The following is a 12,026-nucleotide window of genomic DNA, read 5'->3' as shown; positions in this document are numbered from 1 at the left end:
CCGGGGCGTCGGTGGCGCGCGGGGCAGCGGCAGCCTTGGTGGCGGGCGCGGACGCCTCGGCCGGAACCGGCTCCGCCGCAGCCGTGCGCGCCGGGACGACGTCGCCCGACTGCTGGGCCTTGATGGCGGTGATGAGGTCGCTCTTGCGCATCTTGCCGGTGCCGGTGATGCCCATGGAGGTGGCCAGAGCCTGGAGCTCGGCCAGCCGCAGTGCGCTCAGCGAGCCAGGACGGCGCGTCGCCGGTGCGGCGGTGGTGGTGTCGGTCACGAAGGATCCTTCCCCTCGTCAGATTGCGTATGCCGAAAGCAGGGACGCCCGTATGGAACGGTCAGATGAAGCCACCCAGAACCCAGCCCGTGCTTGCCGATGGCGACTCGCGATGGCAAAGGGGGTGGCGGAGCACACGCGACGCGATGGAGGACACAACCAAAGTTGGGCAACACCTGCGAGAACGATGCAGATGCCATCAAAACGCGAGCGTGCCCTCACTGTACCACCCGATGTCGCGTCTCCCGACATCAGCGACACGCACGGCGTTCAGCGGTGGACGCTCAGCCGACCTGACCGACCCGCGCTCCGCTCGTCGGCACACCGGGCACCTGCGCGCCCCAGCCGTCGGGCGCCAGGGCTCGCACCGCCTCGACCGCGTCGCGGGTGGTCAGCACCAATACGGTCGGCCCCGCCCCAGAGATCACCGCCGCGTGCCCGGCCGCCCGCAAGTCGTCGACGAGCTCCATCGACCCGCCGTACGACGCGCGCCGCGGCTCCTGGTGCAGCCACTCCCGGGTGGCCGGCAGCAGCAGCGACGGGTCGTGACTGACGGCGTGCACGAGCAGCGCCGCGCGGCCCGAGTTCGAGGCTGCGTCGCGCAACCGCACCTCCGGCGGCAGCACCGAGCGCGCCGTCGCGGTCGACAGCGTGCGCTCCGGGATGAGCGCGACCGCCTCGAGATCCGGATGCAGCGGCACGGTGGCGGTTCGGGTTCGTGGGTGTGCCGCGTCACCACCGACCGAATCCGCCTCAGCGCGAGCGTCATCGGCCCACGACAACGTGAGCCCGCCGTACACGCTCGCGGAGGAATTGTCCGGGTGCCCCTCCAGCCACGCGGCGATGTCGTTGGTCACGGCCCGATCGACCGCGCCCGCGTCCAACCCCTGCGCCGCGGCCCACAGCCCCTGCGCCGCGACGACTCCGCTGACGATCGCTGCGGCCGACGACCCGAGCCCACGTCCGTGCCGAATCCCGTTGCGGCAGAACAGGTTCACCCCGTCGGGCACCGGCGCGCCGAGCCACCCCCACGTGGCGACCATCGACCGCCATACGAGGTGGGACTCGTCGCGCGGAACGTCCGCGGCACCCTCACCCTCGACCTCGATGACCAGCCCGGCCTCCGACGCGATGGTGACCGTGCACTCATCCCAGAAGCCCAGGGCCAACCCGATCGAGTCGAAGCCCGGCCCGAGGTTGGCGCTGCTGGCCGGGACCGCGGTCTGCACCGCCGTCCCGGGCCGCCACCACGTCATCCGACTACAGCCCCAGCTCGGTGGCGATCGCGTACGCGTCCACCGGCACGCGGGTCGGCTGGACCTCGCCACCGTCGGCGGTGCGCAGCGCCCACTGCGGGTCCTTGAGCCCGTGCCCGGTCACGGTGCACACGATCGTCGCGCCGGCGGGCACGTTGTCGGCCTCGTGGTTCTTGAGCAGCCCGGCGACCGACGCGGCCGACGCTGGCTCGACGAAGATCCCCTCGGTCGACGACAGGAGGCGGTGCGCGGCGAGGATCTCGTCGTCCGTCACGGCCTCGATGCGACCACCCGAGGTGTCACGCGCCTCCTCGGCCTGCTGCCACGACGCCGGGTTGCCGATGCGGATCGCCGTGGCGATCGTCTCCGGGTGTGTCACCGGGTGGCCCAGCACGATCGGCGCCGAGCCGGCCGCCTGGAATCCCCACATCTGCGGGAGCTTCGTCGACACCGGGGCGAGTTCGCCCGAGACCCCGGCGAATGGCTGGGCGTACTCGCGGTACCCGCGCCAGTAGGCGGTGATGTTACCGGCGTTGCCGACCGGCAGACAGTGGATGTCGGGGGCGTCACCGAGGGCGTCGACAATCTCGAACGACGCCGTCTTCTGCCCTTCGATCCGCGCCGGGTTGACGGAGTTCACGAGCTCGACCGGGTAGGTCTCGGCGAGCTTGCGCGCCACGTCGAGGCAGTCGTCGAAGTTGCCGTCGACCTGCAGGAGCGTCGCTCCGTGGGCAATCGCCTGCGACAGCTTGCCCATGGCGATCTTGCCGTCCGGCACGAGCACGGCACAGGTCATGCCCGCCTTGACCGCGTAGGCCGCCGCCGAGGCCGACGTGTTGCCGGTCGAGGCACAGATGACGGCCTTGGCCCCGTGCTTGGCGGCCATGGAGATCGCCGTCGTCATCCCGCGGTCCTTGAACGACCCGGTCGGGTTGAGGCCTTCGTACTTGATCAACACCCGCGCTCCGACGCGCTCGGAGAGCTTCTCGGCCTCGATGAGCGGGGTGCCGCCCTCATGCAACGTGACGATCGGCGCTCCGGCCAGCATCGGCAGTCGGTCGGCGTACTCGCGGATGACGCCGGTCCACTGGTGGGCCATGGTTCAGACTCCTTCGACTCGCATGACAGAGGTGACCTCGTTGACCGTGTCCAGGTCGGTCAGTGCATCGACGGTCGCCGACAGGGCGGCGTCGGTGGCGGTGTGCGTGACGACGACGAGGTAGGCGCGGGCCACGCCGTTGGCGGTGGCGTCCTCGTCGTCGGGCACGACCTGTTGGCGCACCGTCTCGATCGAGACTCCGTTGTCGGCGAACGCGGCGGCCACCTGGGCCAGCACGCCCGGACGATCGGCGACGTCGAGGCGGATGTGGTAGCGCGTCTGGGCCTTGCCCATGTCGAAGACGGGCAGCGCGGCATAGGCCGACTCCCCCGGTCCGCGGCCCCCGGCGACGCGGTGGCGGGCGGCGGCGATGACGTCACCGAGCACGGCCGAGGCAGTCGGATCGCCGCCCGCGCCCTTGCCGTAGAACATCAACTCCCCCGCCGAGGTCGCCTCGACGAACACGGCGTTGTATGCCTCGCGCACCGACGCCAGCGGGTGGGATCGCGGCACCATCGCCGGGTGCACCCGCACGGTGACACCCTCGGTGTCACCGTCGGTGGTGCGCTCACAGATCGCCAGGAGCTTGACGACGCAGTCCATCTCCTTCGCCGAGAGCACATCGGCCGAGGACACCTCGGAGATGCCCTCGCGGAAGACGTCGGCGCTCGAGACGCGGGTGTGGAACGCCAACGACGCGAGGAGCGCAGCCTTGGCGGCGGCGTCGAAGCCCTCGACATCGGCGGTCGGATCGGCCTCGGCGTACCCCAACGCCTGCGCCTCCGCGACCGTCTCGTTCATCCCCGCTCCGGTCGTGTCCATCTTGTCGAGGATGAAGTTCGTCGTGCCGTTGACGATGCCGAGCACCTTGGTGATCTCGTCACCGGCCAGCGACTCGCGGATCGGGCGCAGGATCGGAATGGCCCCGGCCACCGCCGCCTCGTAGTACAGGTCGACGCCGTTCGCGTCGGCGGCCTCGTACAGCGCCGGGCCGTCCTCGGCCAGGAGGGCCTTGTTCGCCGAGACCACACTCGCGCCGTGCTCCATCGCGCGCAGGATCAGCCTGCGGGCCGGGTCGATGCCCCCAATGACCTCGATGACGATGTCGGCGCGGGTGACGAGTTCCTCGGCGTCGGTGGTGAACAGCGCCGGGTCGACGGGCACGTCGGAGCGGTCGACCCCGGTGCGGCGCACCGCGATCCCGACGATCTCCAACGGAGCGCCGACACGCGCGGCGAAGTGGTCGGCCTGCTCGGTCAGCAGGCGGGCCACGGACGACCCGACGACGCCGGCGCCCAGCAGGGCCACGCGGATCGGGGTCACGGCGGGCTGGCTCACGGGTGTTCTCCTTCAACGACGTCGAGGGCAAGGATGTCATCGACGCTTTCGCGGCGGACGATGACCCGGGCTCGACCATCCCGCACGGCGATGACCGGCGGGCGGGGGACGTGGTTGTACTGGCTGGCCATGGATCGGCAGTAGGCGCCGGTACCGGGGACGGCGATGAGGTCACCGCGGGTCAGGTCGGCCGGCAGGTACTCGTCCATGACGACGATGTCGCCACTCTCGCAGTGCTTGCCGACGACGCGGGTCAGGCGCGGCCCGGCGGAGGAGCGACGCGAGGCCAGCGTGCACGAGTAGTCGGCGCCGTACAGGGCCGTGCGGATGTTGTCGCTCATGCCGCCGTCGACCGACACGTAGGTACGCGAGGCGTTGTGGTCGACCTCGACGTCCTTGACGGTGCCCACCTCGTAGAGGGTGAACATCGCCGGCCCGACGATGGCGCGGCCGGGTTCGATCGAGACGCGCGGCACGTCCAGGGGCACCGGGCGGGTGGCGTTGCGGGCGGCGAACTCGGCTCCGACGAGCGCGGCCATGCCGGAGGCGAGTCGGGCCGGGGTGAGCGGGTCGTGCTCGGAGGTGTAGGCGATGCCGTAACCGCCGCCGAGGTCGAGTTCGGGCATCTGCACGCCGTGCTCGTCGGCGACCTGGGTGTGCAGGTCGATGAGGCGACGCGCGGAGATCTCGAAGCCCGAGACATCGAAGATCTGCGAACCGATGTGGCTGTGCAGGCCGAGGAGTTCGAGCGCGTCGGGCGCGGCGAGGATCGCGTCGATGGCCTCCTTGGCGCGCCCGCCGGCCAGGGAGAGACCGAACTTCTGGTCCTCGTGGGCGGTGGCGATGAACTCGTGGGTGTGGGCCTCGACACCGACGGTGACGCGCACCATGACCCGGGCGACGACGCCGAGCTCACGGGCGATGACGATCAGGCGGTCGATCTCCTCGAGCGAGTCGATGATGATCCGGCCGATGCCCCATTCGAGGGCGTAACGGAGCTCCGTATCGGACTTGTTGTTGCCGTGCAGCCCGACCTTGGCCGGGTCCATGCCGCCGCGGCGCGCGACCGTCATCTCCCCCAGCGAGCACGTGTCCAGGCCCAGGCCCTCGTCGGCGATCCACCGGGCGACCTCGGTGCACAGGAACGCCTTGCCGGCGTAGTACACGTCCGCACCACCGGAGACCGGTGTGAACGCCTCGGCGAACGCGTCGCGGAACGCGCCGGCCCGGGCCCGGAAATCGGCCTCGTCCAACACGTAGGCGGCCGTACCGAACTCCGTGGCGAGGTCGGTGACGGCGACGCCGCCGACGGTCAGGTGCCCGGCCGCGTCACGGGTGACGGTCTGGGCCCACAGTTCGGGCAGCAGTTCCATGACGTCGGTGGGGTACGGCAACCATTGCGGAGCCGCGCCGTACCCGTCGGCGTGGACGACTCCGGCCTCGTGGGCGCGCATGTTCGTGGCCATCAGTGTTCTCCCGTCACATCCGCTCGGGCGCCGAGACGCCGAGCAGATCGAGTCCGTTGGCGAGCACCTGGCGCGTGGCGTCGTTGAGCCACAGCCGCGTGCGGTGCAGGTCGGTGATGGCCTCGTCGGCGTTCATCGGTCGCACGCGGCAGGTGTCGTACCACTTGTGGAAGCGGCCGGCGAGATCCTCGAGGTAGCGGGCGACGCGGTGCGGTTCGCGCAGTTTCGCGGCCTGGGCGACGACGCGGGGGTAGTCACCGAGGATCGCCAGCAGCGCCGACTCGGTCTCGTCGGCGAGCAGCGACGGGTCGAAACCGTCGGCGGGGTGCACGCCGTCCTCCCCCGCGAGGCGGGCGACGTTGCACGTGCGGGCGTGGGCGTACTGCACGTAGAAGACCGGATTGTCGTTCGTCTGCTTGCGCATCTCCTCGCCATCGAGGGAGAGCGGGCTGTCGGCCGGGAACCGCGCCAGGGAGTAGCGCACGGCGTCGGAGCCGATCCACTCGATGAGGTCGGTCAGGTACAGCGCGTTGCCCCGCCGCTTGCCCATGCGCTGACCGGCGATGGAGATGAGCTGACCGATGAGGACCTCGATGTTCACCTCGGGGTCGTCACCGGCGCACGCCGCGATGGCCTTGAGCCGGCCGACGTAGCCGTGGTGGTCGGCGCCGAGCATGTAGACCTTCTCGGGGAAACCGCGATCCTTCTTGCTCAGGTAGTAGGCGGCGTCGGCGGCGAAGTAGGTGGGCACGCCGTCGCTGCGCACGAGCACGCGGTCCTTGTCGTCACCGAACGTCGTGGTGCGCAACCAGATCGCGCCGTCGGCGTCGAAGACGTGGCCCTGCTCGCGCAGGCGCTCGACGGCCTGCTCGACCGCGCCGGACTCGTGGAGGGTCTTCTCGGAGAACCACACGTCGAAGTGGACTCCGAAGGCGTCCAGGGTGTCGCGGATCTGCTGCATCTGCGTCCGGTACCCGAACTCGCGCGCCCACGCGACGGCGGCGGTGCGGTCGGTCGCGTCGAACTCGAGCAGGTCGGGGCGCTCGGCCAGGGCGGCGGCGGCGAGCTCGTCGACGTACTCACCGGGATAGCCGCCCTCGGGCACCTCCTCGCCCTTGGCCTTGGCGATGATCGAGGCGCCGAACTTGTCCATCTGCGCGCCGGCGTCGTTGATGTAGTACTCGGCCGTCACGTCCGCGCCGGAGGCGGCCAGGAGGCGACGCAGCGCGTCACCGAGCGCGGCCCAGCGGGTGTGGCCGATGTGCAACGGACCGGTCGGGTTGCCGGAGACGAACTCGAGGTTGATCGTGTGGCCGACGAGGGCGTCGTTGCGGCCGTACTGCGCTCCGGTCTCGACGATCGTGCGGGCGAGTTCACCGGCGGAGGCCGCGTCGAGGGTGATGTTGAGGAAGCCCGGGCCGGCAATGTCGACGGCGGCGATGCCCTCGGCCTGCTGCAGACGGGAGGCGAGCACGGTCGCGAACTCCCGCGGGTTCATCCCGGCCTTCTTGGCCAGTTGCAGGGCGATGTTGGTGGCCCAGTCGCCGTGGTCGCGGTTCTTCGGGCGCTCCACTCGCACCTCGTCGGGGACCTCGACGGTCATGTCACCCGCGCCGACGGCGTCGACGAGGGCAGCACGGATGGCGGCGGAAAGTTCTTCGGGGGTCACCCGCGCAAGTCTATGGCTCCGCGAGCACTGCTCCGTTCGGGGCCACACCCCGTGGTTCGAGGTATTGCCGACCGTTGGAGCGGTCGGTCATACCTCGAACCGCGGGAACGCCGCAGGCGCAGCACCGAGAACGATGCTGCGCCTGACGGGCCATGTGCCCCCGGTAGGATTCGAACCTACGCTCCCGCCTCCGGAGGGCGGTGCTCTATCCCCTGAGCTACGGGGGCATGCCCTCGCGCTGGTCACCCGGCACGAGGACGAGGGCCAACATTAGCAGCCCCACCCGCGAATCCCCGCATCCGGTGGTCGCGAGATCGACCGCCGAGCCGGATCAGCGTTGGGTCGCGTCCTCGACCTCGCCCACCAACTCCTCGATGAGGTCCTCGAGGAAGACCACGCCGGTCGTCTCGCCGGCCTCGTCGATGACGCGGGCCACGTGCGTACTGCTCTCCTGCATCGTGGCGAGCACGGTCTCGACCTCGTCACTGGGGCGCACCGTCGTCATCAGCCGCACCCGCTTGGCCGGCACCGACTCGTGCCGTTCGGTCTCGTCCGCGTAGAGCACGTCCTTGAGGTGGAGGTAGCCGAACATCTCGCCCGAGCCGTTCATGACCGGGTACCGCGAGAAGCCGTGCTTGGCGACGAGGTGCTCGATGTCGATCGGCCTGGCGCCGACCGGCACGGTCACGAGGTCACTCAGCGGCACGCCGACGTCCGAGGCGTTCTTCTCGCTGAACTCCAGCGCCGACCCCAGCAGCCCCACCTGCTCGCCGCCCACGAGACCCTCGCGGTGCGACTCGTCGACGATGTGCGCGACCTCGGCAGCGGTGAAGGCCGACGAGACCTCGTCCTTGGGCTCGACGCCCAGCGCGCGCACGAGGGCCTTCGACACGCGATCCATGACCTGGATGATCGGCCCAGCCACCTTCGCGACCTGCACCAACGGCGGCACCAACATCCGCGCTGCCTTCTCCGGAGCGGAGATCGAGATGTTCTTCGGGATCATCTCGCCGACGACGACGTGCAGGTACACGACGATCGCGATGGCCAGCACGAGCGCGGTGACGTCGGTGAACGCGTGCGGCACCCCGATCCGCGCCATCACCGGTTCCAGGGCGTGGTGCAGCGCGGCCTCGGAGATGGCACCCAGGAGCACCGAGGCGACGGTGATGCCGAGCTGGCAGGTCGCGAGCAGCAGGCCGGTGTGCTGCAGGGCCTCCATCGCCACCTTGGCCTTGGCATCCCCCGCCTGGGCCAAGGGCTCGAGTTGCGAGCGTCGCGCGGACATGGCCGCGAACTCGGCTCCGACGAAGAACGCGTTGATGAGCAGCAGCAGGATCGTGACGACGACCACCCAGGCACTCATGGGGCCACCTCACGGGTTGCGGCGGTGCCATCGGCCGAGTCCGTCATGGGGGTCGACGCCGTCGTCGACCCGATCGGCGTGAAACGCAGGCGGTCGACCCGCAGGCCGTCCATGGTGGTCACCGTCAGGCGCCACCCGTCGATCGTCACCGCGTCACCGACCGCCGGCACGCGCCCCAGCCGGGCCATGACGAATCCGGCGACGGTCTCGTAGGCCGAACCCTCGGGCACCCTCGCCCCGACCCGTTCGCGCACCTCGTCCGGGCGCCAGAGCCCCGGCACGGTCCACGCTCCGCCGGCCAGCCGTCGCCCGGTGGACTGGGCGCGATCGTGCTCGTCGGAGACGTCCCCGACGATCTCCTCGACGAGGTCCTCGAGGGTGACGACACCGCTGGTGCCGCCGTATTCGTCGACGACGATGGCCAACTGCAACCCGGCCCCGTCGCGCAGCTTCTTCATCAGCGGGTCGAGGCGCAACGTCTCGGGGACCATCTCGACGTCGACCATCAGCCCCGAGACCTTGACATCGCCGCGGCGCTCGAAGGGCACGCCCATGGCCTTCTTGACATGCACGACCCCGTCGACGTCGTCCCAGTCCTCACCGATGACCGGGAACCGCGAGTGCCCGGTGGCGCGGGCCAGCGCGAGCACGTCGGCGGCCGTGGCGGTGCGTTCGATCGCACTCGCCCGGGAGCGCGGGGTCATGACATCCTGCGCGGTCTGCTCACCGAAACCGAGCGACCGGGTCACCAACCGGGCCGTACTCGGCTCCAGCGTGCCGGCCTCGGCGGAGGTGCGCACGAGCGAGGCCAACTCGGCCGGGCTGCGGGCTGCCGAGAGCTCCTCGGCCGGCTCGATCCCGATGCGGCGCAGGAACCAGTTGGCCGACCCGTTGAGCACGACGATCAGCGGGCGAAAGAGGATCTCGAAGACCCGCATCGGGCGCACGACGGCAATGCCGGTGGCCAGCGGAGCGGAGACGGCCAGGGTCTTCGGCACCATCTCACCGAGGATCATCGAGAAGACGGTGGCGATGATCATCGCGAGCACCGCGGCGGTCGGCCCGGCGGCCGACGGCGGCACACCGACCCACGTCAGCACCGGGGTGAGCAGGGCACCGATCGAGGGGTTGGCGACGTAACCGAGGATCAGCGTGGTCAGGGTGATCCCGACCTGGCTGACGGAGAGCAGCGTGGAGAGTCGGCCGAGGGACCCCAGCACCGGCTTGGCCTTGGTGTTGCCGTCGTCGACGGCCTTCTGCACGGAGGGTCGGTCCAGGGCCACCAGGGAGAACTCGGCTGCGACGAACAGCGCGGTGCCGGCGGTCAGGACGATGGACAGGGCGAGCAGTAGCCATTCGGTCATCAGGGCGCCAAGTCTAGAGTGTGGCACCGACAGGACAATCGAGCGGAAGGGCCGTCATGCCGACCACACCAGGTCTGGAACTTCAGGTGCGGGGGCTGACGAAACGCTTCGGCTCCTTCACCGCGGTGGAGGATCTGTCGTTCACGGCGCAACCGGGCCGGGTCACCGGGTTCCTCGGGCCGAACGGATCGGGCAAGACGACGACGATGCGGATCCTGCTCGGGCTGGTCCGCGCCACCGCCGGTCAGGCCCTGATCGGCGGCCAGACGTACCGCAGCCTGAAGAGCCCGCTGACCGTCGTCGGCGCCGCGCTGGAGGCCACCGACTTCCACCCGGCGCGCACCGGCCGCGACCACCTGCGCGTCGTCGCAGCCACCCACGGCATCGGTGAGCGGCGGGTCGACGACCTGCTCGACCTCGTCGGCATCCCGGCCGCCGCACGCAAACGCACTGCGGGCTACTCGATGGGGATGCGTCAGCGTCTCGCCCTGGCCACCGCGCTCCTCGGCGACCCGGCGGTGCTGCTGCTCGACGAACCGGCCAACGGCCTTGACCCCGAGGGCATCCGCTGGGTGCGCGGGTTCACGCGTTTCCTCGCCTCGGAGGGGCGCACGGTCCTGATCTCGAGCCACCAGCTGGCCGAGATGGAACAGACCGCCGACGATGTCGTCATCATCAACAACGGGCGCCTGATCACCGCGAGCACGATCGAGGAGCTGCGTGGCACCCCGACGTGCGTCATCGAGACCTCCGACATCGACGCGCTGGCCGCGGCGCTGCGCGTGGCCGATGTCATCACCCACCCCGAACCTTCAGGCTCGCTCATCGCCGAGACCGGAGATCTGCGGCTGGTCGGCGACGTCGCCCTGCGCGCGGGGCTGCCCATCTGGCGCCTCGAATCACGCCACACCGACCTCGAGGAGTCGTTCTTCGCCATGACCGAGGGACCCAACCGCAACGAACTCCACCGCTCGGAGGCGAGCGCATGATCGGCGCGATCCGCTCCGAGCTCCGCAAGGTGCTCTCGACACGGTTGTGGTGGGGTCTGCTCATCGCCATCGCTGCCCTGTCGTTCCTGCTGTCGTGGGCGACCGCGGCGCTCTTCCAGTCGACGCTGTTGACCGACACGGAGGGAAACTCCGTGGCGATTCCCTGGTCGGACTATCTCGCGATCACCTCGTACCACGGCGGAGTCAGCCTCATCGGGTTGACGTTGCTGCTCCCCCTGGCGTTGGGCATCGTCCTGATCACCGCGGAGTTCCGGCACAAGACCATGTCATGGACGGTGCTGGCCACTCCGCGCCGCCGGCAGGTGTACGCGAGCAAGGTCGTCGTCTCGGTGATCTTCGGAGCGCTGTACGGCGTGGTCCACATCATCGCCGGCGTGGGCGGGGCGAGCCTGACGTTGATTCCCAAGGATCTGCCGTTCTTCCTCGGCAGCGCGGACGTGTGGATCTCGTTCGCCTCCCTCGTGTTGGCCATGGTGCTGTGGACTCTGCTCGGCCTGGGGTTCGGGCTCCTGCTGCGGGCCCAGATGGCGGCGGTGACGATCGGGATCGGCGTCGCCTTCCTGGCGCAGATCGTGCTCAACCCGATCCTGGCGTGGCGGGAGTGGGCCCTGGCCTACAAGCTGCTCCCGGGGAACCTGTCGCTGAACATGCTGACGGTCGCCGACCTGCCCGACGGCGCGCCGGGCGACACCACGCAGACCGCGGCACAGTACGCGTTCGATCAGTGGTGGGTGGCGGCCCTGGTGCTGCTCGGCTACGCCGCGGTCATGACCGTCGTCGGCGCGTGGCTCGACTCGCGCCGCGACATCTCGTGAGCGGGCTGGAGGTTCGTCCATAACCGGGGTGCTCTGCGAGACTCGTCACATCGGAGGACTACGCTTACCCTCGTATGTCCACACCGACGTGGATGGCCCCACCGTCGACAGACAGCGAAAGAGGCGCAGCCGTCGTGCCAGACCACCCCGCAAGCAACAACCCCCTCACCGCCTTCGGGCCCAATGAGTGGCTCGTCGATGAGCTGTACGAGCAGTACCTCACCGACAAGAACCTCGTGGACAAGGCGTGGTGGCCGTTCTTCGCGGAGTACAAGGGCAAGGCCGAGAACGGCGCTGCCCCGGCGGCTGCGGCGGCTGCTCCCGCCCCCGCTGCGACGCCTGCTCCCGCGCCCGCTGCGAAGCCTGCGCCCGCTG

At 70.1% G+C, this 12,026-nt stretch carries 11 protein-coding genes and 1 tRNA gene; 3 read left to right on the top strand and 9 right to left on the bottom strand.

All coding sequences use genetic code 11. The features are described 5' to 3' along the window. From KD1_RS02635 to KD1_RS02595, 9 genes are all read right to left on the bottom strand, one after another. A partial coding sequence (locus KD1_RS02635; RefSeq protein ID WP_174521087.1) for a Rho termination factor N-terminal domain-containing protein occupies positions 1-268 on the bottom strand: 268 nt, incomplete at its 3' end. A 284-nt stretch (positions 269-552) separates the two neighbouring features. Next, positions 553-1,497 carry a homoserine kinase gene (thrB, locus tag KD1_RS02630; RefSeq protein WP_306307004.1) on the bottom strand — a complete coding sequence of 315 codons (945 nt, stop codon included), beginning with the start codon at positions 1,495-1,497 and terminating at the stop codon, positions 553-555. A 31-nt stretch (positions 1,498-1,528) separates the two neighbouring features. Continuing rightward, a complete protein-coding gene (gene thrC / locus KD1_RS02625; RefSeq protein ID WP_068397125.1) occupies positions 1,529-2,623 on the bottom strand; it encodes a threonine synthase in 1,095 nt (364 codons plus the stop codon). A 3-nt stretch (positions 2,624-2,626) separates the two neighbouring features. Then, on the bottom strand, positions 2,627-3,961 hold the full coding sequence (locus KD1_RS02620; RefSeq protein WP_068397122.1) for a homoserine dehydrogenase: 1,335 nt from the start codon (positions 3,959-3,961) through the stop codon (positions 2,627-2,629). Continuing rightward, positions 3,958-5,415, bottom strand: a complete 1,458-nt coding sequence (lysA, locus tag KD1_RS02615; RefSeq protein ID WP_068397131.1) for a diaminopimelate decarboxylase — start codon at positions 5,413-5,415, stop codon at positions 3,958-3,960. Before lysA ends, KD1_RS02620 begins: the two co-directional genes overlap by 4 nt. A 25-nt stretch (positions 5,416-5,440) precedes the next feature. Beyond that, positions 5,441-7,096: an arginine--tRNA ligase gene (argS, locus tag KD1_RS02610; RefSeq protein ID WP_068397119.1), complete on the bottom strand. Its 1,656-nt coding sequence runs from the start codon at positions 7,094-7,096 to the stop codon at positions 5,441-5,443. A 155-nt stretch (positions 7,097-7,251) separates the two neighbouring features. After that, a tRNA-Arg gene (locus tag KD1_RS02605) sits at positions 7,252-7,323 on the bottom strand. Between the two features lie 104 nt (positions 7,324-7,427). Next, the gene (locus tag KD1_RS02600) at positions 7,428-8,462 is read right to left on the bottom strand and encodes a hemolysin family protein (RefSeq protein WP_068397116.1); all 1,035 of its coding nucleotides are present in this window, start codon (positions 8,460-8,462) and stop codon (positions 7,428-7,430) included. Beyond that, entirely contained in the window at positions 8,459-9,826 is a 1,368-nt protein-coding gene (locus tag KD1_RS02595) for a hemolysin family protein (protein ID WP_083541970.1), read from the bottom strand. The genes KD1_RS02600 and KD1_RS02595 overlap by 4 nt, the downstream gene beginning before the upstream one ends. A 56-nt stretch (positions 9,827-9,882) precedes the next feature. Here KD1_RS02595 and KD1_RS02590 point away from each other — a divergent pair, with 56 nt between their 5' ends. The 3 genes from KD1_RS02590 to KD1_RS02580 form a co-directional block, all read left to right on the top strand. Further along, a complete protein-coding gene (locus KD1_RS02590; protein WP_068397113.1) occupies positions 9,883-10,815 on the top strand; it encodes an ATP-binding cassette domain-containing protein in 933 nt (310 codons plus the stop codon). Then, positions 10,812-11,651 carry an ABC transporter permease subunit gene (locus KD1_RS02585; RefSeq protein ID WP_068397110.1) on the top strand — a complete coding sequence of 280 codons (840 nt, stop codon included), beginning with the start codon at positions 10,812-10,814 and terminating at the stop codon, positions 11,649-11,651. The genes KD1_RS02590 and KD1_RS02585 overlap by 4 nt, the downstream gene beginning before the upstream one ends. A 134-nt stretch (positions 11,652-11,785) precedes the next feature. Beyond that, on the top strand, positions 11,786-12,026 hold a 241-nt coding region (locus KD1_RS02580; RefSeq protein ID WP_245627246.1), incomplete at its 3' end, for a 2-oxoglutarate dehydrogenase E1 subunit family protein.

Origin of the sequence: Kribbia dieselivorans NBRC 106261, assembly GCF_001552435.1 — a bacterium.
GTDB classification, from domain to species: domain Bacteria; phylum Actinomycetota; class Actinomycetes; order Actinomycetales; family Dermatophilaceae; genus Kribbia; species Kribbia dieselivorans.
This window is presented reverse-complemented; position numbering and strand designations above follow the sequence as displayed.